The organism is Limnohabitans sp., from assembly GCF_040400975.1.
In the GTDB taxonomy this organism is placed as follows: Bacteria; Pseudomonadota; Gammaproteobacteria; order Burkholderiales; family Burkholderiaceae_C; genus Limnohabitans_A.
In genome coordinates this window covers 1-24,056 of sequence record NZ_JBBAPF010000024.1, presented here as the reverse complement: position 1 = coordinate 24,056, position 24,056 = coordinate 1, and the positions used below count along the sequence as shown (strand labels likewise).

The 24,056-nt window shown below is 62.2% G+C and carries 19 protein-coding genes; 9 read left to right on the top strand and 10 right to left on the bottom strand.

What is annotated here, in order from left to right:
• Positions 1–7 precede the first annotated feature (7 nt).
• Together ABWQ00_RS12765 and arfB are read left to right on the top strand one after the other, a co-directional pair.
• Positions 8–547, top strand: coding sequence for a DUF1178 family protein (locus tag ABWQ00_RS12765; RefSeq protein WP_353239058.1), 540 nt, complete (start codon positions 8–10; stop codon positions 545–547).
• A gap of 18 nt (positions 548–565) precedes the next feature.
• Positions 566–973 carry an alternative ribosome rescue aminoacyl-tRNA hydrolase ArfB gene (gene arfB / locus ABWQ00_RS12760; protein ID WP_353239057.1) on the top strand — a complete coding sequence of 136 codons (408 nt, stop codon included), beginning with the start codon at positions 566–568 and terminating at the stop codon, positions 971–973.
• On the opposite strand, the gene miaA is transcribed toward arfB, so the two are convergent.
• Genes miaA through mutL form a run of 4 tightly spaced genes read right to left on the bottom strand, consistent with a single transcriptional unit; the run spans position 970 to position 5,298 of the window.
• Positions 970–1,944 carry a tRNA (adenosine(37)-N6)-dimethylallyltransferase MiaA gene (gene miaA, locus ABWQ00_RS12755; protein ID WP_353239056.1) on the bottom strand — a complete coding sequence of 325 codons (975 nt, stop codon included), beginning with the start codon at positions 1,942–1,944 and terminating at the stop codon, positions 970–972. The genes arfB and miaA overlap by 4 nt on opposite strands.
• Positions 1,941–3,167: a multidrug effflux MFS transporter gene (locus tag ABWQ00_RS12750; RefSeq protein ID WP_353239055.1), complete on the bottom strand. Its 1,227-nt coding sequence runs from the start codon at positions 3,165–3,167 to the stop codon at positions 1,941–1,943. Before ABWQ00_RS12750 ends, miaA begins: the two co-directional genes overlap by 4 nt.
• A 5-nt stretch (positions 3,168–3,172) precedes the next feature.
• Positions 3,173–3,298, bottom strand: coding sequence for a hypothetical protein (locus ABWQ00_RS12745; RefSeq protein ID WP_353239054.1), 126 nt, complete (start codon positions 3,296–3,298; stop codon positions 3,173–3,175).
• Positions 3,299–3,312: 14 nt separating this feature from the next.
• Entirely contained in the window at positions 3,313–5,298 is a 1,986-nt protein-coding gene (gene mutL / locus ABWQ00_RS12740; RefSeq protein WP_353239053.1) for a DNA mismatch repair endonuclease MutL, read from the bottom strand.
• 52 nt (positions 5,299–5,350) lie between these two features.
• Here mutL and ABWQ00_RS12735 point away from each other — a divergent pair, with 52 nt between their 5' ends.
• Entirely contained in the window at positions 5,351–5,989 is a 639-nt protein-coding gene (locus ABWQ00_RS12735; RefSeq protein WP_353239052.1) for a DedA family protein, read from the top strand.
• Positions 5,990–6,003: 14 nt separating this feature from the next.
• Here the strand turns inward: ABWQ00_RS12735 and ABWQ00_RS12730 are convergent, their stop codons facing one another.
• Together ABWQ00_RS12730 and tsaE are read right to left on the bottom strand one after the other, a co-directional pair.
• Positions 6,004–7,428 (bottom strand): N-acetylmuramoyl-L-alanine amidase, encoded by a 1,425-nt coding sequence (locus ABWQ00_RS12730; protein WP_353239051.1) that lies wholly within the window; start codon positions 7,426–7,428, stop codon positions 6,004–6,006.
• Positions 7,418–8,005 (bottom strand): tRNA (adenosine(37)-N6)-threonylcarbamoyltransferase complex ATPase subunit type 1 TsaE, encoded by a 588-nt coding sequence (tsaE, locus tag ABWQ00_RS12725; RefSeq protein ID WP_502908133.1) that lies wholly within the window; start codon positions 8,003–8,005, stop codon positions 7,418–7,420. The genes ABWQ00_RS12730 and tsaE overlap by 11 nt, the downstream gene beginning before the upstream one ends.
• On the opposite strand from tsaE, the gene queG reads away from it, so the two are divergent.
• The gene (queG, locus tag ABWQ00_RS12720) at positions 7,985–9,085 is read left to right on the top strand and encodes a tRNA epoxyqueuosine(34) reductase QueG (protein ID WP_353239050.1); all 1,101 of its coding nucleotides are present in this window, start codon (positions 7,985–7,987) and stop codon (positions 9,083–9,085) included. The two genes, tsaE and queG, sit on opposite strands and share 21 nt — an antisense overlap.
• 12 nt (positions 9,086–9,097) lie before the next feature.
• On the opposite strand, the gene ABWQ00_RS12715 is transcribed toward queG, so the two are convergent.
• Entirely contained in the window at positions 9,098–10,015 is a 918-nt protein-coding gene (locus ABWQ00_RS12715) for an AEC family transporter (RefSeq protein ID WP_353239049.1), read from the bottom strand.
• Between the two features lie 151 nt (positions 10,016–10,166).
• Between ABWQ00_RS12715 and ABWQ00_RS12710 the strand changes: the two genes are divergently transcribed.
• Complete coding sequence (locus ABWQ00_RS12710; protein WP_353239048.1) at positions 10,167–11,141, top strand: tripartite tricarboxylate transporter substrate binding protein BugE; 975 nt, start codon at positions 10,167–10,169, stop codon at positions 11,139–11,141.
• A 9-nt stretch (positions 11,142–11,150) separates the two neighbouring features.
• A complete protein-coding gene (gene xerD, locus ABWQ00_RS12705) occupies positions 11,151–12,059 on the top strand; it encodes a site-specific tyrosine recombinase XerD (protein WP_353239047.1) in 909 nt (302 codons plus the stop codon).
• Here the strand turns inward: xerD and ABWQ00_RS12700 are convergent, their stop codons facing one another.
• Genes ABWQ00_RS12700 through ABWQ00_RS12690 form a run of 3 tightly spaced genes read right to left on the bottom strand, consistent with a single transcriptional unit; the run spans position 12,060 to position 19,065 of the window.
• Positions 12,060–12,956, bottom strand: a complete 897-nt coding sequence (locus ABWQ00_RS12700) for a transglutaminase family protein (protein ID WP_353239046.1) — start codon at positions 12,954–12,956, stop codon at positions 12,060–12,062.
• Positions 12,957–12,970: 14 nt separating this feature from the next.
• On the bottom strand, positions 12,971–15,652 hold the full coding sequence (locus ABWQ00_RS12695) for a circularly permuted type 2 ATP-grasp protein (protein ID WP_353239045.1): 2,682 nt from the start codon (positions 15,650–15,652) through the stop codon (positions 12,971–12,973).
• Positions 15,649–19,065 (bottom strand): transglutaminase family protein, encoded by a 3,417-nt coding sequence (locus ABWQ00_RS12690; protein ID WP_353239044.1) that lies wholly within the window; start codon positions 19,063–19,065, stop codon positions 15,649–15,651. The genes ABWQ00_RS12695 and ABWQ00_RS12690 overlap by 4 nt, the downstream gene beginning before the upstream one ends.
• A gap of 261 nt (positions 19,066–19,326) precedes the next feature.
• On the opposite strand from ABWQ00_RS12690, the gene ABWQ00_RS12685 reads away from it, so the two are divergent.
• The 3 genes from ABWQ00_RS12685 to ABWQ00_RS12675 all read left to right on the top strand — a co-directional run.
• On the top strand, positions 19,327–21,906 hold the full coding sequence (locus ABWQ00_RS12685; protein WP_353239043.1) for a DNA internalization-related competence protein ComEC/Rec2: 2,580 nt from the start codon (positions 19,327–19,329) through the stop codon (positions 21,904–21,906).
• A gap of 66 nt (positions 21,907–21,972) precedes the next feature.
• Positions 21,973–23,436 carry a circularly permuted type 2 ATP-grasp protein gene (locus tag ABWQ00_RS12680; protein ID WP_353239042.1) on the top strand — a complete coding sequence of 488 codons (1,464 nt, stop codon included), beginning with the start codon at positions 21,973–21,975 and terminating at the stop codon, positions 23,434–23,436.
• A gap of 16 nt (positions 23,437–23,452) precedes the next feature.
• Positions 23,453–24,056: alpha-E domain-containing protein (locus ABWQ00_RS12675; protein ID WP_353239041.1), on the top strand; the 604-nt coding region annotated here is incomplete at its 3' end.

Below are 24,056 nucleotides of genomic sequence, written 5' to 3'. Positions count from 1 at the left end.
CACACCCATGAAAGTCCTCGACTTGCAATGTGCCTTGGGCCACAGCTTTGAAGGCTGGTTTGGCTCTCAAGCCGATTACGACAGCCAGCGCGAGCGGGGCTTGGTCACGTGTCCGGTGTGCAACGACAGCGAGATCACCAAAATGCTCTCGGCCCCTCGTTTGAATCTGGGCCACGGCACCGCCCCGGTCGTGCCGCAGGGGCAGGGCGGTGGGCAAGAGGCCGGTGCTGCAACTGCAGTAAAAGTCCCCGAGACGCGTTCTGAATATGAGGCGTCTGCTCCCCCTGCGGCGCAGTCCGAAATGGCCCAGCCCAGCTTGCAACAAATTCAGGCGGCCATGATGAACATGGTTCGCCACGTCATGGCCAACACCGAAGACGTGGGCAGCCAGTTTGCCGAAGAGGCCCGCAAAATCCATTACGGAGAAAGCGAAGAGCGCAGCATCCGGGGCCAAGCCACCCGCGCAGAAACCGAGGCCTTGATCGACGAAGGCATCGATGTCATGGCCTTGCCCGTACCGGAAAACCTCAAGGGGCCCCTGCAGTGACTGCAGGTGCAGAGCCAAATGAAACACGCCCTGCACATCGATGACGCCGAGATTGAACTGACCGCCATTCGGGCGCAAGGCCCCGGCGGGCAAAACGTCAACAAGGTCTCCAGCGCCATCCAGCTGCGTTTTGATTTGCAGGGTTCATCTTTGCCCGACGACGTCAAGCAGCGTTGGCTGCAGTCCGGCGACAGCCGCCTGACGCTGGAGGGTGTGTTCATCCTCAAAGCCCAAAAACACCGCACACAAGAAGCCAACCGCGCCGATGCCTTGGCCCGCCTGTACGAAACCCTGGAGCGCTACGCCAAGGCCCCCAAACCCCGCAAAGCCACCAAGCCCACTTATGGCTCAGTGCAAAGGCGCTTGGAGGGCAAGGCCATGCAGTCCAAGATCAAAAGCGGTCGACGAAAAGATGCCGGTGATTAGCGGCTCAATGGGTTGGCTGAACGCAATACCTCGTTCAACGCATCCGGCCCATCGGCCGCTACCACCAACCGATCGGGCATGCTGCGCAGCCAAGTGATCTGCCGCTTGGCCAGTTGCCGCGTGGCGAAGATGCCGCGCTCCAGGATCTCGGCCTCGCGCCAGCCTGCATCCAAGCCTTCCCAAGCTTGCCTGTAACCCACGCAGCGCATCGAGGGCAGGTCGGGGTGCAAGTCGCCGCGTGCGCGCAGGGCTTGGACTTCGTTCATGAAGCCCGCTGCCATCATCTGCGCCAAGCGCAGCGCGATGCGCCGGTGTAGCCAGGCGCGGTCTTGTGGCTCCAAACTGATGACGGGGATGTGCCAGTCGGGCGCATGCGTTTTGGCGCTTTGGTGAAAAGAGGTGAGGGTCTGGCCGCTGGCGGTCCAGACTTCGAGGGCGCGGCCAATGCGTTGGCTGTCATGCGGAGCCAGACGGGCTGCGGTGGTGGGGTCAACCTGGGCCAGCCGTGCGTGCAGTACGGGCCAGCCCAGTTGCTCGGCTTCTAGCTGAATTTGGGCGCGGATCTCGGGGTTGGCGGCGGGGATGTCGTTCAGGCCTTCGAGCAAAGCCTTGAGGTAGAGCATGGTGCCGCCCACCAAGAGCGGTGTTTTGCCACGGGCTCGGATGTCGTGGATCAAGGCGGTGGTGTCTTTGGCAAATTCGGCTGCGCTGTAGCTTTGCAGCGGGTCCAGCGTGTCGATCAGGTGGTGGGGCACGGTGGCCAGTTCTTCGCGGCTGGGTTTGGCCGTGCCAATGTCCATGCCCCGGTAGACGAGTGCCGAGTCAACGCTGATGATTTCGGCTCCGCCTTGGGGCTGAAGGCTTTCGGCCAGGGCCAAGGCTGCCGCAGTTTTGCCGCTGGCGGTGGGGCCAACGATGGCGATGGCGTCTACCGGACGCTGCTGGGCGGCGCTCACGTCAGTTGCATTCATGCCGCGGCCTTGTCGGGTGGGGTCTGCATTTCTGGGCGGCCGTGGCGTTGCACCAAGGTCCAGGCGACGATGCTGATGACCACACTCCACAACAGCAGGCCATGGGCCAGCGCAAAGACAGGCTCGTGCATTTGTGTGCCGAGCCAGCCCCCCATGAAGAAGGCGCCCAGCATCATCAAAAAGCCATTGAGTGCCGAGGCCGTGCCCGCGCGTTGCGGAAACGGTCCGACCGCGCCGCTTTGACCGCAAGACTGGTGCACGCCGTGGCCCAACATGAACAGGTAAATCGGTCCCAGCACACTGGACGCGCCATACCAGGCTTGGCCTTGGCCCGCATAGGCCAGACCCGCCATGCTGACCCCGCCCGCCAAGGTGAGGAAGGCGGCAACGCCCACAGTGCGTTGCACGCTGGTGCGCCGCAGCATCCAGCGGCACCAGAAGGTGCCCACGATGTAAGACAGTGACATGCTGAGCATGAAAAACCCATAGGCCGTGGTGCTGTAGTCCATGCTGCGGGTGAACACAAAGGCCGAGCAGGCTAAAAAGGTGAACAGGCCCAGGTAAGAGCCCGAAGACAAGGCGCACCAGGCCCGGAAGGTGGGGTGGCGCAAGATGTCGCGGTTAGCCAGCCACAGTTGGCGCAGCTGCAGGGCGTCGGGGTTGGGCCGCGCCAGGGTTTCTTCAAAGCGCCACAGCAGCAAGCAGAAGGTGAGGGCGCCAAAGGTGGCCAAGCTGAGCAGGGCCACTCGCCAGCCCAGCCAGTCGGTCAGCAGGCCGCCCATCGGGGCGCAAGTGCAGGCAATGATGCCCAACCCGGTGAGGGCTTGCGACATGACGTGGGCACCTTGTGCCGGGGCATACAGGTCACGCACCACGGCGCGTGCGGCCATGACACCAGCGCCCATGGCCACCCCTTGCAGGGCGCGGCCTGCAATCAGCCAGGCCATGCTGGGGGCCAACGCGCAGGCCACCGAGGCCAGCACGTAAGCGCCCATGCCCCAGAGCAAGATGGGCCTGCGACCCAAGCGGTCAGACAGCGGGCCCCACACCAGTTGCGACAGGCCAAATGCCAGCAGCAAGGCCGTGAGCGTGAGCTGGGCTTGACCCATGCCCGCGGCAAAGCCTTCGGTGATGGCGGGCAGTGCGGGCAGATACAGGTCGGTGGTGACAGGTTGCAGACCGAGCAGCAGCGCCAGGATCAGGACGACGAGTTTTTGCGACATGCTGCTTATGCGGTGGTTTCTTCGTGAAACGCAATGGGCGAGGCCGGTGCGTGGCTGCCCTGATACTCGCTTCGCTCGCCAAATCGGGCAGTCCACACACCGGCCTCGCCCATCGCTTTGTGGTCGTTCAAACGGAGGTGTTCCATCAGCGGCCCCGCAAGAACAAAGCATCCAGATCGCGCATACCCATTTGTCGCCAGGTGGGGCGGCCATGGTTGCATTGGTCAGAACGCTCGGTCTCTTCCATTTGGCGCAGCAAGCCGTTCATCTCGTCCAGTGTCAGGCGGCGGTTGGCACGCACTGCCCCGTGGCAGGCCATGGTCGCCAGGATCTGGTTTTGGGCGCGTTGGACCACGGTGCTGGCGTCGTGTTGCGCCAGTTCGGCCAGCACGCTGCGAGCGAGCTCCACCGCATCGCCTTGCGCGAGGCTGGTGGGCACGGCGCGCACGGCCAAGGTCTTGGCCGACAGCGGCGAAATTTCCAGACCCAGTTGTTCCAGCACCTCGGCGCAGGCCTCTGCGGTGGCCACTTCGCTCGGGTTGGCGGCAAAAGTGGCGGGGATCAAGAGCGGTTGACTGGCGATGCGTGGCCCATCGCTGCCTTGCGTGTTGAGTTGGTTTTTCAGGCGCTCGTACACGATGCGCTCGTGCGCGGCATGCATGTCCACCACCACCAGGCCTTGTTTGTTTTCGGCCAAGATGTAGACACCGTGCAGCTGTGCGATGGCGCGGCCCAGCGGCCATTCGCCTTCGGGCAGAGGTGGTGACGTATCCGCACCCTTGTAGGCGCTTGCCCCTGCAAGCGAATGGTCTCCGACCGCGAGGGGTTTTGGCCAATCGGCAGGGCGGGCTTCTTGAGCGCTCAGGTCTTCGCTGCGCCCAGGCGGGTTCCACAGCGCTTTCAGGTCGGCCATGGCTTGCTCGCCGTCCACGCGGGGGCGCACAAAGTCGGCTGGTTTGTAGCTGGGGGCTGAAAAAGTGGAAGGGCCAGGGCGTTCGAAAGCCATACCGCCTTGCTGCCAGGCCGCTGACTCGGGCAAGGCTTTGGGGGCGGAGGCTTTCAGGTCAAAAGCGCTGTCGGCGGCGCTTGGCGCATCGGTCAGCAGGTGGGCACGCGGCGCAGCCAGCGCGTTTTCGATGGCGTGTCGCACGGCTTGGTGCACCGCGCGGCTGTCCCGAAAGCGCACCTCAATCTTGGTGGGGTGCACATTCACGTCCACCAGCGTCGGATCGATTTGCATGAACAGCGCATAGGCCGGTTGTTTGTGGCCGTGCAGCACGTCCTCGTAAGCGCTGCGCGCGCCGTGCATGACCACTTTGTCACGCACAAAACGGCCATTCACATAAGCAAATTGGTGGTCTGGCCGCGAGCGGGCGGCGTCAGGCAAACCGGCGCGGCCGATCACCTTGAGCGGCCCGGCCTTGTACTCCACGGCAATGGATTGCGCCAAAAATTCTTCGCCCAACACATCGGCCAGCCGCTGCTCCAGGCCTGCTGCTCCGGGGTGTACGCGCCACTGCTCGACCAGCTTGCCCTCGTGCCAAATGGCAAAGCCCACATCGGGGCGGGCCAGGGCGTGGCGGCGCACGGCTTCGATGCAATGGGCCAACTCGGTGCTGTCGCTTTTCAAAAACTTGCGGCGTGCCGGGGTTGAGAAGAACAGCTCTTTGACCTCCACCGTGGTGCCCACGGCACGGGCGGCAGGTCGAATTTCGCCGGTGCGGCCATCCAAGGCAAAGGCAGTGGCCTGGCCATCCATGCGCGAGAGCAAAGTGAGCTCGGACACTGAATTGATGGCCGCCAGCGCTTCGCCTCTGAAACCCATGGTCATCACCGATTCGAGTTCATCCAGGTTGCCGATCTTGCTGGTCGCGTGGCGTTTGAGAGCGGTGGCCAGTTCGTCCGGGGCAATGCCGCCACCGTCGTCTTCCACCGAGATCAGGCGCGTGCCGCCACCCATCAGGCGCAGCGTGATGCTTTGCGCTCCTGCGTCCATGGCGTTGTCCACCAACTCGCGCACCACTGAAGCAGGGCGTTCGACCACCTCACCTGCGGCGATCTGGCTGATCAGTTCATCGGGGAGTTCGCGGATGGGGCGGCGCGCGGGAGCCGGGGTCTGTTGGGAATTCACGTGGAGATTTTAGGGGGTCTGGTGAAGTGCGGAGTCCGGGGATAATCTGCGCATGGACATCTTGCTGCAACTCGTTGATTTCATCCTCCATGTCGACCGCTACCTAGAGGCTTTTGTCGCCCAACACGGGGCCTGGGTGTATGCCTTGCTGTTCATGATCATTTTTGTGGAGACGGGTGTGGTGGTCATGCCCTTTTTGCCGGGCGACTCGCTCCTCTTCATCGTGGGTGCCATGTGCGGCGCAGGCTTGATGAGTTTGCCTTTGGTCATGGGTTTGTTGTTGGCCGCGGCCATTTTGGGCGACCAGATGAACTACACGATTGGGCGCTACTTTGGGCCCCGGGTTTTTCAGTGGGAAGAGTCGCGGTTTTTCAGCCGCAGGGGCTTTGATCAGGCCCACGCTTTTTATGAAAAATACGGCGGCATCACCATCATCTTGGCTCGTTTCATGCCTTTTGTGCGCACCTTTGTGCCCTTTGTGGCGGGCGTAGCCGAGATGACCCGCAGCAAATTCACCTTTTTCAATGTGGTGGGTGCGGTGATCTGGGTGGTGGGCCTGTTGTCGGTGGGTTACCTGTTTGGCAATCTGCCGATCGTTCAAGCGCACCTCTCCAAGATCATTTGGGCCTTGATCATCGTGCCGGGCTTGATTGCCGTGATCGGGGCTTGGAAGGCGCGTCAGGCCTCTTGAGCGGCCGTTGGGGGCTAGATGCCCCGGTGTCTGGCCAGCGGCGGGTTGCGCGCAAAGTACTGCTGGATGCCTCGCATCAAGGCTTCGGTCAGTTGTTTTTGATAGACCTCGCTGCGAAGCTTTTCTTCTTCTTCGGGGTTGCTGATGAAGGCCGTCTCCACCAGCACACTGGGAATGTCGGGGGCTTTGAGCACGGCAAAACCCGCTTGTTCCACGCGCGGTTTATGCAGCCGCCCCACGCTGCCGATTTCTCGCAGCAGACTGCTACCCAATTGCAAGCTGTCCTTGATTTGCGCAGCCGTGCTCATGTCGAGCAAGGCACGCTGCACTTGGTTGTCTTGACCCCCCAGGTTCATGCCGCCAATCAAATCGGCCTTGTTTTCTTTTTGGGCCATCCACCGCGCTGCGGCGCTGGTGGCGGCGCCTTGGCTGAGTGCAAACACGCTGGCGCCGCGCGCTTGGGGTGTGAAAAAGGCGTCGGCATGGATGCTGACAAACAGGTCGGCTTGGACACGCCGGGCTTTTTGCACGCGCACGTGCAGGGGAATGAAAAAGTCGGCGTCCCGCGTCAGGTAAGCGCGCATGGGGTTGCCGTTGACGCTGCTGGCGTTGATGCGGTCGCGCAGCATTTTGGCGATGTTGAGCACCACGTCCTTTTCACGGGTGCCCCCAGGTCCAATGGCTCCGGGGTCTTCACCGCCATGGCCAGGGTCCAATGCAACGACGATCAGGCGATCGGTCCGATCGGAGGGGGTCGTCCTGTTGGCCCGACCCGGGGCATCCATGAACGTGTCGGGCGCAGCTTGCATGTCTTGGCGCCGTGTCGAGGTTGCGAGCGGCGGGGTCACGGGCACGGCCGCGCCAGCAGCCGACTGGCTTTGCCGGGCGATCAGTTCACCCAAAGGGTCGTTGACCGAGGCGGGCGAAGAGGGCAGTGCCAGGGCGGCACCGGGGGCGGATGGCAATGAGGGCAAAGTGGGCGCGATGCGCTGCTGGATCAATTGCTCCAGCGGGTCCACGGCTTGCACGGGGTAGAGGTCCAGCACCAGCCTGTGCGCGTAAGGTGCAACCGGCGTCAGGCTGAAAACCTGCGGCGTGATCGGGTGCTTGAGGTCGATCACCAGGCGCACCACGTTGGCGCTGTATTGGGCCACCCGAATACCGGCGATGTTGGGGTCAGACGCTTGCACTTTGCCCACCAGTTCACGCAAAGCGGCGTTCAGCTGCATGCCTTCAATGTCCACCGCCAGACGAGGCGGGGAGGCCACAAAGGTTTGTGTGGTTTTGAGCGGGGTGTCCGATTCGAGCGTGACCCGGCTGTAATCGGGGGCAGGCCAAATGCGCACGGCCACCATGTTGGCCCCACGGGCCAATTGCGCCGCGCCCAGGCTCAAGGCCAAAAAGCCCGCCTTCAGCAGACGGCGGCGGTCACGGCGCATCGACCGCTCCTGTGGCGCTTGGCTTGAGGGCTGAGACCGTCTGCAGCCAAGCCTTCAGCCAAACCTGACCTGCTGGCGTGTGGGCACTGATGCGCACGCGTCGTTGGTCTTCGTCGATGGCCTCCAGTGCAATCACCCAGTCTGAGGGCGGCAGTTGCCCGGCCACTTTGTCTGGCCACTCCATCAGCTTCAAACCGGGTCCAGCAAAGATGTCGCGAAAGCCCGCGTCCTCCCATTCCTGTGGGTCATTGAAGCGGTAAAAGTCAAAATGCCAGATCGGCCAAGCGCTGTCGCCAGCGCCCGCCTGATGCGGCTCCAGCACCGCGTAGGTCGGGCTTTTGATGCGGCCCGTCACCCCGGCCGCTCGCAGCAGGTGGCGCACCAAAGTGGTTTTGCCCGCGCCCAGGTTGCCGCGCAGCTCGATGCGCGCATCGCGCCCGCCGGGCCATTGGCCGAGGCCTTGCGCCAGTTGCGTGGCAAAGGCCTGCGTGGCAGCCTCGTTCGGCCACAAGCCCTGCCAATGCGCTGGGGGGGTGGGGCTTTCTACAATCGGTGGGTGACTGCTCAACGTACTCAAATCGACCTTCTTGAACTGTGGGCCCAGATCCAGATCTGGGCCCGAGAGCTGGGATTGTCCCAAATTGGCGTGAGCGGTATCGATTTGTCCTCGGCAGAGCCCGGATTACAAGCTTGGTTGGATGCGGGCTTTCACGGCAGCATGGCTTACATGGAAAGCCATGGCATGAAGCGCGCCCGTCCGGCCGAGCTGGTGCCGGGCACGGTGAGCGTGATCACCGCCCGCATGGACTATTTGCCGCAAGACACGCCGCCCGATTGGCTTGTCCGCGAAACCGCTCGCAGTCTGCAGCCGGGGGAGGCGGTGGTCTCGCTCTATGCCCGGGGGCGCGATTACCACAAAGTCTTGCGCAGCCGCCTGCAAAAACTGCAGGACTGCATCGCCGAGGCCATTGGCCCCTTTGGCCACCGCGTGTTCACCGATTCGGCCCCGGTCATGGAAGCCGAGCTGGCCACCCGCAGCGGCCTCGGTTGGCGCGGTAAACACACCTTGGTGCTGAGCCGCGAGGCCGGGTCGATGTTTTTTTTGGGCGAATTGTTTGTGGATTTGGCCCTGGCCGAAACGCCTGCGACATCGGCGCATTGCGGCCAGTGCACCGCCTGCATGGACCTGTGCCCCACCCAGGCCATCGTCGGGCCTTACCAGTTGGATGCGCGCCGCTGCATCTCCTATTTGACGATCGAGCATGCCGGACCGATCGACGAAGCCTTGCGCCCGCTGATCGGCAACCGCATTTACGGCTGCGACGACTGCCAGCTGGCCTGCCCTTGGAACAAGTTTGCGATGCTCAGCCCCTTGCCCGACTGGCAGGCCCGTGAGGGCTTGGGTGCGTCCAGCATCGCCGAACTGATGGCCTGGAGCGAATCCGAGTTTTTGCGCCGCACCGAGGGCAGCGCAATCCGCCGCATCGGACACGACCGCTGGCTGCGCAATCTGGCCTTGGCCGCTGGCAACGCATTCAAGTCGCCGTCTTTGAAGTCACAGGAACGAGAGGTTTTGCTGAAAACCTTGACGGCTTGGGCCCAACACCCTGACCCGGTGGTCCAAGAGCAAGTGGCCTGGTCGTTGGCGAGAGCTTGAAATTCACAAGGGCTAAAGGACATAAGCGCGCAGGGCGCCCAGCGCAATGGGCAGGCTCAACATGCCACCCAGGGTGGACAGAGTCACCAAGCCCGCGACATAGGGTCCGTTGTAGCCCATGCGCGCTGCCAACACATAGCAAGTGGACGCCGTGGGCAGGGCCGAAAAAGCCAACAAGATGGTGGACTGCACCGTGTCAAGTCGGAACAGCAGACACATGCCCAATGCGATCAAAGGCATGACCAGGTGTTTGATCGTCAGCACACAAGCACCCAACAACTTGCCTTGGCGCAAAGAGTCCAGCTGCATGCCTGCACCGGCAGCCATCAAGCCCAGTGCCAAAGACGCCGATCCAATGCGGCTGACGCTGGGTTCAATCCAAGCGGGCAACCGAAAGCCGAGCAAATTGGCCACCAAGCCCGACGCTGTGGCGATGATCAGCGGGTTGCGCAACAGTTCGCGCACAAAGCCGGTATTGGCCTGACGCGCCATGGGCCAGACCGCCCCGATGTTGAACAGGGGCACGCAAAAACCGATCAGCACGGCGATCAGCAGCAAGCCCTGAGGGCCCGCCAAGCGCTCGGCCAGCGCTATACCAATGAAGGAGTTGAATCGGAAGGCCACTTGGGCACTGGCGGCGTGGTCGCGCCGGTCCAAACGGGGGCCAATGAGGGGCCAATAGGGCAGGGTGTAAGACAGCAAAATGGCGCATGCCGCCAGGCTCAAGCCCGCGCCGATCAGGCTGGAGGCGGCCACCACGTCGAGTGGGCTTTTCACAATCGAGTGAAACAGCAGGACCGGAAACAAGAAAAAATAAACCAGGCTTTCGACTTGTTGCCACACCGAACGGTTCAGGGCCGTGAAGCGGCAAATCAAATAGCCGCACAAGATCAAGGAAAAATCAGGGAAAAGAAGTTCTGCAAAGTTCACTCAGCTAGGATAACAAACCCAGCACAGTTCCAGCCCATGGCCCTGTCACTTGGGTTCAGGTGTTGATATATTTGCTGGTTTTGTGGGTCTATCCCTCTTTGGCCTGCACTGTTTGTCCCTATGATGGGGCCCTTTTTCAGGAGTTTTTTGCATGAAGCGTCGTTCTTTTGTTTCTGTGGCCGGTTTGGCTGCAACGCTGTTCGCCAGCGGTTCCGTGTTGGCTCAGGCTTATCCCAACAAAACCATCCGCTTGCAAGTGCCCTTTGCACCCGGCGGCACGACCGACATCGTGGCCCGCGTGATTGCCGAGCCCTTGGGCAAAGTTTTGGGTCAAAGCGTCATCGTTGAAAACAAAGCCGGTGGCGGCGGTGTGGTGGGTGCGACAGAAACTGCGCGCGCTGCACCCGATGGCTACAACCTGGGCATGGCCACGGTGTCGACCACGGCGTCCAACCCGGCCATCAACCCCAAGATTCCGTACAACTCCCTGACCGATTTCACGCCCATCATCAACATTGCGGCCACGCCCAATGTGATCGCGGTGCACCCCAGCTTCCCGGCCAAGGACTACGCTGGGTTTTTGGCTGAGATCAAGAAGAACCCCGGTAAATACTCTTATTCATCTTCCGGCACGGGCGGCATTGGCCACTTGCAGACCGAGTTGTGGAAGAGCTTGACCGGCACCTTCATCACGCACATCCCCTACCGCGGTGCAGGCCCAGCCCTGAATGACACCGTAGCTGGCCAAGTGCCGATCATTTTTGACAACTTGCCCTCGGCCTTGCCCTTCATCCAAACTGGCCGATTGGTGCCGATCGTGATTGCAGCGCCTCAACGCTTGCCTCAGTTGCCCAACGTGCCCACTTTCAAAGAAGTGGGTCTGGAGCCCGTCAACCGCATGGCCTTCTATGGCATCTGGGGCCCCAAGAACTTGCCCAAAGAAGTGGTCGAAAAAATCAGCGCGGGTGTGAAAAAAGCCCTGCAAGATCCGGGTGTCACCAAGCGCATCAACGACACAGGCTCTTTGGTGGTGGCCAACTCGCCTGAAGAGTTCACGGCCCAAATCAAATCCGAGTTTGACGCCTACAAAAAAGTGGTTGACCAGCAAAAACTCAAGCTGGACTGATACCAGTCCATGCACGAGACCAGCCAGAATGCCATCGACAGCTTTGCCGAGGCCCTCTGGCTGGAAGACGGATTGGCCACCAACACTTTGGCCGCTTACCGTCAAGACCTGTCCCTCTTCGCCACCTGGCTTTTTTTAACGCACAGGCTGGCGCTGGAGGCGACCCAAGAACACCACCTGCAGGCTTACTTTGCCGAGCGCCATGGGCAAACCAAGGCCACATCGGCCAACCGCAGGCTCACCGTGTTCAAGCGTTTTTTCCGTTGGGCGCTGCGCGAACGCCTGATGAAGCTTGATCCCACATTGCGCATGTTGGCCGCCAAGCAGGCGCTGCGTGTGCCCAAGACTTTGGGCGAGGCCCAAGTGGACGCACTGTTGCGTGCGCCAGATGTGGACACCCATCTGGGTTTGCGCGACCGCGCCATGCTGGAGCTGATGTATGCCAGCGGCCTGCGCGTGAGCGAGTTGGTCAGCCTCAAAACGCTGCACGTGTCCTTGAACGAGGGTGTGCTGCGCATCATGGGCAAAGGCAGCAAAGAGCGCTTGGTTCCTTTTGGCGAAGAGGCGCGTGAATGGCTGCAGCGTTATTTGGCCGTGGCCCGCCCCGCGATGCTGGGCCAGCGGCAGACCGAGGACCTCTTCATCACCACCAGCGGCCCCAAGCCCGGCACAGGCATGTCGCGCGTCATGTTTTGGAATTTGGTCAAGCGCTACGCGATCGAGGCGGGCATCACCGCGCCGCTGTCGCCGCACACCTTGCGCCACGCCTTTGCCACGCATTTGCTGAACCACGGGGCCGATTTGCGGGCGGTGCAAATGCTGCTCGGCCATGCCGACATTTCGACCACCACCATTTACACCCATGTGGCGCGTGAACGCCTCAAGACCCTGCACGCCCAGCACCACCCCAGGGGCTGATCAGTCCAGCGGCGCCACCGTGACCGCCACCTCCAGCGTGTGCGCACCACCGCCTTGCAGCACACCGCGCAGCGGCGAGACATCGGCAAAATCGCGGCCCACGGCCAAACGCACATAGTCAAGGCCTGGGCTGGCCCATCCTGTGCGGTTGTTGGTCGGGTCCAGGTCCAGCCAGCCTTGGCAGGCGTGGCTGGCCAGCTCGGGCAGATAAACCGAAGCCCAAGCATGGGATGCATCGCTGCCCACCAAACGGGCTTGACCGGGCGGGGGCTGGGTCAGCAGGTAGCCACTCACGTATCGGGCGGGCAGGCCCAGTGAGCGCAAGCAAGCCACCAAAATATGGGCAAAGTCTTGGCATACACCGCGTTGTTGAGCCAGAGCCTCGAGGGCCGGGGTGTTGATGTCGGTGCTGGCGATTTCGTAGCGCAAGTCGCGGTGCATGCGCGCCGTGAGTTCTTGGGCGGCCTGCACCAAGGGGCGACCGGGTGTGAAGCTGCTTTGGGCATAGGCCCAAAACGCTTCGTGCACAGGCGCATGGTTCGAGCCGAATACAAAGCGGCTGTGCACATCGCCTGCTTGGCCGGCCCGGTAGCGAAAATGCTCGCGCACCGATTCCCAGCTTTGGGCACTGGTGGCTTCGGGTGTTTCGCGGGTTTCCAGCTCGCTGTAGGCCCGCACCCACAAGCCATCGTGCGGATGGGTCAAAGCCCAATACGCGCGGTGGTTCAAAAAAGCGTCGATGTTGTGCTGCACCGTGGCGACAGGCTCTACCTGCATCGCGTGATGGACGATTGTTTGGCAAGGGGTGTTGGCCGCCTGCAGGTGGGCCACATGCTGCGCGGTCTGCACGGCGGGGCTGTAGCGGTAGCGGGTGTCGTGGGTGATGGCCAGGCGCATGGGGTCTCGGCTTTTCAGGCGCTGACGCTGTAGCGGGCTTCGCCGCTGTGCGTGAAAAACAAGGCGCACAACTGGTCCGAGACTTGTCGGGCAGCGCTTTGGCAATCTGCCAAAGTGTTTTGCAAAGGCAAGGGCTGGTCGTTGCCGGTGGGGGCTGCGCCGACAGGCCAGAGTGAGGTGGCGCTCTCGCCCTGCCAATCGGGCAAAGCTTGGGCCAATGCCAAAGTGGCCCCATCGGCCAGCGTGCCCATGCGCCGAAGTCGGCCGCGCAAGGTGTGCGCCACCCAGCCGAGCGAACGCGGGTTGTCCGGGTCGTTCACCAGCAGATCGATCAGGGCTTGGGGTGTTCGGCTTTGTTGGTGTTGGGCGTGGAAACTGATGGTACTGTCAAACAATTCCAGCACCGCATCGAACCCGGCTTGCTCGGCGATCAGGCCGCATTGCACCGCTTCACTCAAGGCGTGGGACAAAAACGCCAGGCGCTCAATGTGCCGACCTATCGAGAGGAAACGCCAACCGTCGTCGCGGCTCATGCGGTCGGTTTGCGCACCTGTGAGGGCAGCCAGCATTTGGCTGGTGTCTGCCAAGAGACCTTGCACCGTTGCGGTGTCAAGAACCGTACCTGCTTGTACGCTCGGCGTTTCAGGTGCACTCAGGTCTTCGTGCGGTTTGAAAAATCGCGCTTCGGCCTGTTCGAGCAAACGCCAGTGCTCGGGCGACAGGCGCTCACGCACCGAGGCTGCTGCCAGCCGCACCGAGCGCAAATTGAAGCCAACGCTGGTGGCCAGCTCTTGGTCCCAGAGGCCCGCGATCAGCGAGCGCTCAAACACCCGGTGCGCTTGGCCTGCGGGGGGCACACCGGCCCGCACCAAGCCATGGTGGTTGGCCATGCGGGTGATGAAGTGCAGCAGGCACGGCAGGTTCTGGTTTTCTCCGTTCAGAACTTCCAGGCCCAAACGCACCACGCGCAAGCTGTTTTCGGTGCGTTCGGTGTAGCGACCCATCCAGAACAGGTTTTCTGCAGCACGGCTCGTGACCAGGCGTTGGCGCTTTGCGCTGGCTTCGCTGGCGTCGCTGGAGGTTGGGATGACCGAGACCGCGCTGGCGCCTCCGGTTGCCACAGTTGGGGCTGCAGGACTTTGCACCCACACATCGGCACTGCTGCCGCCACGTTGCATCGAGGCGATGCCCTCGCGCGTGCCCAAGCGAGCCAAGCCGCCGGGCAAGACCTGCCAGCCGCCTTGCGCGTCGGTGACGGCAAAGACCCGCAACACCACCGGTCGCGACTGGATGCTGGAGACACCATCGGCTCGGGTTTGCCAAGTGGGTTGGTGCGACAGCGGCAACCACGACTGCAAAGTGTGGGCGTCGGGGTCTCGCAAGATGCGACCTGCCCATTCGTTTTGTCCTTGGCGTGACAGGCGGTGGCCCAGCACCGGCTCAAAGCTTTGGCGGTCGGTGTGGTGCGGGTAAGTGGGTTTGATGACGCAGCTGGGGATGCGGGGCAACACGTCTTGCAGCGCTGCGGCTTCGCCGCACCACCAACTGGGGATGGCGGGCAGCATCAGCGCTTGGCCCAGCAGGGTTTTGGCTAGGGCCGGCATGAAGCCCAGCAGCGCGTTGGATTCCAAAAAACCCGAGCCTGGTGTGTTGGCCACCAAGACGTTGCCGCTGCGTACTGCCTGCAGCAGGCCCGGCACACCCAAAGTGGACTCGGCGCGCAACTCCAGCGGGTCCAGCCAGTCGTCGTCCACGCGTTTGAGCAAGCCGTGCACGGGCTGCAGGCCCTGCAAGGTTTTGAGGTACAGCTTTTGATCGCGCACCGTCAGGTCGTTGCCCTGCACCAGGCTCAGACCCAAATAACGGGCCAAGTAAGCGTGTTCGAAATAGGTTTCGTTGTAGGGGCCGGGGGTCAGCAGCGCGATGTGTGCCGAGGCGCCCGCTGGGCTTCTGGCCTTGATGCCGTCGATCAGCGTGCGGTAGGTCTGTGCCAAGCGTTGCACGGGCAGGGCCTCAAAGGCTTGCGGAAACTGCCGAGACACGATCTGCCGGTTTTCGATCAAGTAGCCCAAACCCGAGGGTGCTTGTGTGCGCTGCGACAGCAGCCACCACAAACCATCAGGGCCGCGTGCGAGGTCGAATGCGGCCAGCGACAAAAACCGCCCACCCACCGGGACCACACCGTGCATGGCGGGCAAATACGCCGGGTGGCCTTGCACCAGAGCAGCGGGCAGCTGGCCACTGCTCACGAGTTGCTGCGGCCCATAGGCGTCGGCCATGATGTTTTCCAGCAGCTGCATGCGCTGCAATACGCCCGATTCGATTTGCTGCCAGTCCTTGTGGCCCAGCATGAGGGGAAACAAATCGAGCGACCAGGGGCGTTGCGGTTGGTCGGCGGCGGCATACACGTTGTAGGTGATGCCGTTGTCGCGCACTTGCCGCTGCAAGTGTTGCATTCGGGTGTTCAACTCGGCATCGCGGGCCTGGGTCGACTTGTCCAACGGGTCGATGAAGCCCTGCCACAGGCCGCTGACGGTCGGCGCTGCCAGGGTGTGGCCTGGTGTTTTGACGGGCGGTGTGACCGCGCCCCGCAGTTCGTCCCAATGCCCCACGGGTGCCCGCTCTTGCTGAAGCGCCAACCAAGTCATGGTGTGCGGTTTTTGGGTTTCGTCGGGTGAGTAAGAGGGCCCATTCATCGCTTCATTGTCGTTGATCCACAGCGCCGCAAGTCCAGGGTGTATGGGAACTCCGGGCTGGCGTTCAGCAAGCCATTGGGTTGCAGGGCCGGCAGTTGTTTCATTGCCCCGGGGGTGTGGCCCATGCGGAAGAAGCGGGCCAGGCGGCGGCTTTCGGCTTCATAGGCGTTGACCGGGAAGCTGTCGTAGCTGCGGCCACCGGGGTGCACCACATGGTATTGACAGCCGCCCAGCGAGCGCTTCATCCAGGTGTCCACCAAATCCACCGTCAGCGGCGCGTGCACGCCAATGCTGGGGTGCAGTGACGAGGGCGGGTTCCAAGCTTTGTAGCGCACGCTGGCCACGTATTCGCCCGCCACGCCTGTGGGTTGCAGGGGTAGGGGGTGGCCGTTCACGGTCACCGTGTGGCGTGCCGGGTTCATGCCGCTCACATGCACTTCGATGCGCTCCAGAGACGAGTCCACATAGCGGGCGGTGCCGCCCGCGCCGCTTTCTTCGCCCATGACGTGCCAAGGCTCCAAGGCATTGCGCAACGTCACCACCGCGCCATCGACCTTGACTTGGCCGACCAGCGGGAAGCGGAACTCGAAATGCGGCGCGAACCAGCTCGGGTCAAAGTGAAAACCTGCATCGCCCAGCTCGGTCAGCACGTCTTCAAAGTCTTTGTGGATCCAGTGCGGCAGCATGAACCGGTCGTGCAGCTCGGTGCCCCAACGCGTCACAGGCGCTGAATAGGGTTCGTCCCAAAAGCGCGCCACCAAGACGCGCAGCAAAAGCTGCTGCACGATGCTCATGCGGGCGTGCGGCGGCATCTCAAACGCGCGCAACTCCAAGAGCCCCAAGCGCCCGGTGCTGCTGTCGGGTGAATACATTTTGTCGATGCAAAACTCGCTGCGGTGGGTGTTGCCCGTCACGTCAATCAGGATGTTGCGCAGGCTGCGGTCCACCACCCAAGGCGGCATGTCTTTGCCATGATTTTGCCGATGGCGCACGATCTCGCGCAGCGCAATTTCCAGTTCATAGACCTGGTCGTTGCGCGCTTCGTCCACGCGTGGGGCCTGGCTGGTTGGGCCAATGAACATGCCGCTGAACAAATAGCTCAGGCTCGGGTGGTTGTGCCAATAAAGGATGAGGCTGGCCAGTAACTCGGGGCGACGCAAAAAGGGGCTGTCGGCAGGGGTGGCGCCGCCCATCACCATGTGGTTGCCGCCGCCGGTGCCCGAGTGGCGGCCGTCGGTCATGAATTTCTCGGCCGACAAGCGCGTCTCGAAAGCGGCTTGGTACAAAAACTCCGTGTGGTCCACCAGCTCTTTCCAGTTGTGGGCCGGGTGGATATTGACCTCGATCACGCCGGGGTCGGGCGTGACTTGCAACAGTTTGAGACGCGGGTCGCGGGGTGGCGGGTAGCCTTCCAAGACGATCTTCATGCCCAGATGGCGTGCTGTGGATTCCACCGCGCTGACCAGTGCCAGGTAGTCTTCGAGGCGCGTCAGCGGCGGCATGAAGACGTAAAGCACGCCAGACTTTTCGCCCTTGACCATGGCCTCTGATTCGGATTTTGGCCCGTTGGCCCGGTTCGGATCGCGCACTTCCACACACAAGGCTGTGCGCACGACGGATGGATCGGACTGAAACTTGGCGGGAGCGACAGCCTTCACCCTTGCGTTGGCGTGGCGAGCTTGCAGCGTGATGGGGGGTACAGGCAAGTCAACACGGTGGGCGAAAGGGTCTTGCTCAATCATGTGCCAGCGGTCTGTGGGTGCGGCCCAAGGCAGAGAGTCCAGCGGCAGACGCCAGCCCATGGGCGAATCGCCGGGCATCAGGTACATGCGCTCGTCGCGCACAAACCAGCGGCCGGTTTGCCACTGCGTTCCTGTCAGCACTGGGCCCTTGCCCTCGGGCGGATCGATGGGTTGCAGCGGCAGCACATAGCCCACCGCCGCGTCCAGCCCCTGGCTGAAGATGCGGCGCAAACGGTTGCGCTCCATCTCGTCGTCCAGCCGGGCATCAAACGGGTCCACGTTCACCGGCAAGCGGCGCTCGCGCCACAGGTAGTACCAAGTGTCTTCGTAGCCCGGCAGCACCGTGTCGCCTGGCAGGCCCAGTTGCTGTGTCAGAGCCTGCATGAAGCGCAGTGCGTCGGCGCTGGTGTAGCGGCTGGGTTCGCGTTCGTCGGCAAACACCGAAGGGTCTTGCCAGCAGGGCGTGCCGTCGGAGCGCCAGTAAATGCTCAGTGCCCAGCGCGGCAATTGCTCGCCCGGGTACCACTTGCCTTGGCCAAAGTGCAAAAAGCCGCCCCGACCGTATCGATCACGCAGCTTGTGCACCAACTCGGTCGCCAGGCCCCGCTTGGTGGGCCCCAAGGCGTCGGTGTTCCATTCGGCTGCGTCGCGGTCTTGGGTGGCCACGAAAGTGGGCTCACCACCCATGGTCAGACGCACGTCTTGTGCCACCAGTTGCGCATCGACTTGTTCACCCAGTTGCAGCACATCGGCCCATTGATCGTCAGAGTAGGGCTTGGTCACGCGGGGTGACTCGTGGATGCGGGTGACCTTCATCTCGTGGTGAAAATCGACCTCGGCCTCGTCCATCAGGCCTTCAATGGGCGCGGCGGCGGACGGCTGCGGCGTGCAGGCCAGCGGGATGTGGCCTTCGCCTGCCAAGAGGCCCGAAGTCGGGTCCAAGCCCACCCAGCCCGCGCCGGGTAAATACACCTCGCACCAAGCGTGCAGGTCGGTGAAGTCGACTTCGGTGCCGCTCGGGCCATCAAGCGATTTCACGTCGGGCGCCAGCTGGATCAAGTAGCCCGAGACAAAACGTGCGGCGATGTTCATGTGCCTGAACAGTTGCACCAAAAGCCAAGCCGTGTCGCGGCAAGAGCCACTTTTCAGGGTCAGGGTTTCTTCGGCCGTTTGCACACCCGGCGCCATGCGGATGGTGTAGCGGATGTCTTGGTGCAGACGTTGGTTGATCTGCACCAAAAAGTCGATGGTGCTTTGGCGCTGGCGGTCGATGCTGGCCAGGTACTTCTTGAACAGCGGTGTGTTGGATTCCTTGAACAGGTAGGACAGGAGTTCTTCACGCACCGTGTCGGTGTAATTGAAAGGCACTTCTTCCGCAGAAGGCTCCAGAAAAAAGTCAAAGGGGTTGAACACCGCCATTTCGATGACCACGTCCACGGTCACTTTGAAAGACGTGGTTTTTTTCGGGAAAACCAACCTCGCCTGGTAATTGGCAAAAGCGTCTTGCTGCCAGTTGATGAAGTGCTCTGCGGGTTCGACCTGCAGGCTGTAGCTCAGGATGCGGCTGCGGCTGTGCGGGGCAGGGCGCAGTCGGATGACTTGGGGGCCAAGTTGAACGGGACGGTCGTAGGTGTAGTGGGTGACGTGGTGCAGGGCAACGTGTATCGACATATCTCGTTCAGCGCAACAGGGGCTGCACGCATGACAAATGCAGCTTGGGCGTTTACAACTAGCAAGACACGCGCCAGCACTGCTGCACTTTTTGATCCAAGCCAGAGTCCTTCAAAGTGTTTGCGAACAGCCGCTGCGTGTAACGACAAGTGGGCCAAGACCCGTCGAATCCAATAACAGCCAATTCAGGGAGGCTGACGTGAAGCGATGCTGCAGCACAGCGCTCGGGCTGTTGACCGTGTGTGTCCAGGAGGTATGCCCATGATGGCCATGGGCTGGGCACGTGTTTTGGGGGTGAGCCTATTGGCTTGGTGCTTGGGGGTGGCCCTTCAATTACAGCAAACGGCTTTGTGGCCCACAGCGCTTTATGGCGCAGCACTGGCGGTGGCGTGCCCTGTGGCTTGGGTGCTGCGGCGACGTGTTTGGGGTCGCCGACCTGCCACGCTGGCTTGGGGTTTTTGGTGGGCTTGGATGGCTTTTGCCGTGACCGGTTTGCACGCCCAGTCGCGCTCCTTGGCCATGTCGGCGTCTTTGGAAGGGCAAGACCTGGATGTGGTGGGCGTGGTGCAAGCCATGCCCCAAAGGCAAGACCTGGGTTGGCGGTTTCGTTTTCGGATCGAAGAGGCTTGGCGGGTGGATGCGGTGGGCGCGTTGCAGCCGGTGGACCTGTCACGAGATTTGCCTGCGCAGGTGTATTTGGGTTGGTACGGACAAGACGGCGCACATGACAGCGGCTGGAAACTGACGGCCTTGCCTGAACCTCTAAAGGCTGGCGAGCGTTGGCGCATGCGGGTGCGCCTGAAAGCGCCGCACGGCCACATGAACCCGCGTGGTTTTGACTACGAATTGTGGCTGTGGGAGCAGGGCATACGGGCTACAGGGCATGTGCGTACCCGGGTCAAAGATCCGCCGCCGGTGCGGCTGGGCAGCTCCTGGAGGCACCCCATCGAGGGCTGGCGTCAAACGGTGCGCGACAGTTTGTTGATGCACTTGGCGGGTCCAGGCACCGATGCCGATGCCGCCAAGCGTGCTGGGGTGTTGGCGGCCTTGGTGGTGGGCGATCAGGCCGCGATTGACCGCAGCGATTGGGATGTTTTCAGGGCCACAGGCGTGGCGCACTTGATGAGCATTTCCGGCTTGCATGTGACCATGTTTGCCTGGTTGGCCTCAGCCTTGGTGGGCTGGGCTTGGCGGCGATCGGCCCTATGGGGTTTTGTGGGGCCTTTGCATTGGCCTGCGGTGCATGTGGGCGCTGTGGCGGGTTTGCTCTTGGCGGGGTTTTATGCCTTGTTCAGTGGTTGGGGATTGCCTGCGCAGCGCACCTTGTTGATGTTGGGGGTGGTGGTGGTGCTCAGGGTCTCGGCACGCCACTGGCATGGTGCTTTGGTGTGGTTGACGGCGTGTGCTGTGGTGCTGGCCTGGGACCCTTGGGCCTTGCTGCAACCCGGTTTTTGGTTGAGTTTTGTGGCCGTGGGGGTGCTGATGGCGTCTGACCCACAAGGCCAGCGACAAGCCGCAGGCGCACCAGAAGGGGATACGAGCAACGCACCGAATTGGCGTGACGGTGTCAAGGACAGCGCCTTTTGGCACCGCTTCGGTGCATGGGTGAATTCGGGGTGGCTCGCATGGGTGTGGCCCAAGCTCGGGTCTTTGCTGCGGGAGCAAGCCAAAATCACTTTGGCGCTGGCACCGTTGACCTTGCTGTTTTTTGGGCAGGTGTCTTTGGTGGGCTTGCTGGCCAATGTGTTGGCTATTCCCTGGGTGACCTTGGTCATCACGCCACTGGCTTTGCTGGGTGTGCTGAACTCTGGGTTTTGGGATTTGGCCTCTTGGGCCTTGCAGCCTTTGTCGGCCCTGTTGGCTTGGCTTTCGTCTTGGCCGCTGGCCAGCGTCTCCAGCGCCATGCCGCCTTGGGGCTTGGCCCTGTTGGCGCTGACGGGGGCGCTGGGCTTGGTGTTGCGCATGCCCATGTCTTGGAAGCTGCTGTGCTTGCCCATGCTTTGCCCCGTCTTTTTTTGGTCGCCTCCACGCCCGGTGCACGGTCAGTTTGAGTTGTTGGCGGCCGACGTGGGGCAGGGCAATGCGGTCTTGGTGCGCACCGCCAAGCACAGCCTTTTGTACGACGCGGGACCCCGTTATTCCGCGGAGAGCGATGCCGGACACCGCGTGCTGGTGCCCTTGCTGACCCAAATGGGTGAGCGGCTCGATGTGCTGATGCTCAGCCACCGGGACAGCGACCACACGGGCGGCGCGGCTGCGGTGCTGGCCATGCAGCGACAAGCGGCGCTGTGGTCTTCGCTTGAAGACGAGCACCCTTTGCACGCCCTCAGGCTGGGCTGGACGCGTTGCCATGCGGGTCAGTCCTGGGTGTGGGATGGGGTGGTCTTTGAGGTGTTGCACCCGCCGCCCTTGGTTGTGTTAACTAAAAAGCCCAAGCCCAATGAAGTCAGCTGCGTCTTGCGCATCAGCACTCCGCAGGGCAGTGCTCTGCTGGCGGGCGACATCGAGGCCCGCCAAGAGCTGGCGCTGGTGGACTGGGGTCTGAGCCCCGTGGACGTCTTGCTGGCGCCGCACCATGGGAGCAAAACCTCTTCGAGTCCGCCGTTTTTACAGGCGCTACAGCCCCGCATCGTGCTCGTGCAGGCGGGTTACCGCAACCGGTTTGGCCACCCGGCGGCTGAGGTGGTGGCGCGTTATGCCCAACAAGGCAGTCAACTGGTCGAGAGCACCCGCTGCGGTGCGGCCACTTGGCGCAGCCAAGCCCCTGCGCAGGTGCAGTGCGAGCGGGCCGAGCGGCAACGGTATTGGCACCGCAGTGGGGTGCAGTCGGTTCTGCCTTGAACCGCCCTGGGGTGATTTTCAAGGCGGGTATATATCTTGCATTGCTTGATTCAGGAGTGAAGACCCATGCGCCAATTCGATGAGATGTACAGCCGCCTGCCCGCATCGGGCGAGGAGGGTGAAGTCCGAGAGCATTACCAGGCCTATGCCCGTTGGTTGCAAGCGCAAGACAGCCAAACCATGGCAGCGCGTCGCGAAGAGGCTGAGGTGATTTTCAGGCGGGTGGGCATCACCTTTGCCGTGTATGGCGACCAAGACGAAGAAGCGGACACCGACGAGGGGGGCACCGAGCGCCTGATCCCGTTTGACCTGATTCCCCGCGTCATCGCTGCCCCCGAGTGGAAAAGCATGGAAGCTGGGCTGGTGCAACGCGTGACGGCTTTGAACCGTTTCATTCACGACGTCTACCACGATCAAGAAATCTTGAAGGCGGGCATCATCCCGCGTGAGCAGATCGAACGCAATGCCCAGTTCCGTCCCGAAATGGTGGGGGTGAATGTGCCCAACCAGATTTATTCGCACATCAGCGGCATCGACATCGTGCGAGCCCCGGACAGCGCGGGCAAGGGCGAGTACTACGTGCTGGAGGACAACCTCCGTGTGCCCAGTGGGGTGAGCTACATGCTGGAAGACCGCAAGATGATGATGCGGCTGTTCCCAGAACTCTTCAGCCAGCACCGCGTGGCCCCGGTGGCGCATTACCCCGACTTGCTGCTGGAGACCTTGCGCGCCAGCAGCCCCGCCACCACGGCCGAGCCCACGGTGGTGGTGCTCACGCCCGGCATGTACAACAGCGCCTACTTTGAACACGCGTTTTTGGCCCAGCAAATGGGGGTGGAGCTCGTGGAAGGCCAAGACCTGTTTGTGAAAGACAAGTTCGTTTACATGCGCACCACACGCGGCCCCAAGCGGGTGGATGTGATCTACCGCCGGGTCGACGACGACTTTTTGGACCCCAATGTCTTCCGCCCCAGCTCGACCCTGGGCTGCGCGGGACTGATGGAGGCCTACAAAGCCGGACATTTGGCGATCTGCAACGCGGTGGGCACGGGGGTGGCCGACGACAAATCGATCTACCCCTATGTGCCCGACATGATCAAGTTCTACCTCGGTGAGGAGCCCATCCTCAAAAACGTGCCGACTTTTCAGTGCCGCAAGCCCGACGATTTGCAGTACACCCTGGCGCATTTGAAAGATCTGGTCGTCAAAGAGGTGCATGGCGCAGGGGGCTACGGCATGTTGGTGGGACCCGCCTCGACCCAAGCAGAAATTGAACGATTCCGTGGCGCACTGCTGGCCAACCCCGAGGGCTACATCGCCCAGCCCACCCTCAGCCTGTCGACTTGCCCCACCTATGTGGACAGCGGAATTGCCCCGCGCCACATCGACCTGCGCCCCTTTGTGCTGAGCGGGCGCACGGTGCAAATGGTGCCTGGCGGGCTGACCCGTGTGGCGCTCAAAGAGGGCTCTTTGGTGGTCAACAGCAGCCAGGGCGGTGGCACCAAGGACACCTGGATCTTGCAAGACTGAACAGGGGACCACACACATGCTTTCAAGAACCGCCGACCACCTCTTTTGGATGTCCCGCTACATGGAGCGGGCCGAGAACACCGCCCGCATGCTCAATGTGAGCTATGAAACTTCCTTGCTGCCCCAATCTGCCGCCGCTGTCGAAGCCGGTTGGGAAGGCCTTTTGTCCATCAGCGAATTGCTGCCCTCGTACCTGGCGCGCTACGCAACCATCACGCCGCGCCATGTGATGGCCTTCATGGTCAAAGACGCTGACAACCCCTCGTCCATCCTGTCGTGCTTGCGGGCGGCACGAGAAAACGCCCGCGCCGTGCGCGGCACCCTCACCACCGAAGTGTGGGAAACCCAAAACCAGACCTGGCTCGAGGTCAACCGCATGCTCAAAAGCGGTGAGTTCGAGCGCGATCCAGGCCAATTTTTTGAATGGGTCAAGTTCCGCTCGCACCTGTCACGCGGCGTGACGGTGGGCACCATGCTGATGGACGAGTCGCTGTATTTCATGCGCATGGGCACGTTTTTGGAGCGGGCCGACAACACGGCGCGGCTGGTGGACGTGAAGTTTCACGCCATGCAAAACGATTTTTTGGTGCGCCGCAATACGGTGCCCCCGAGACAGAAAG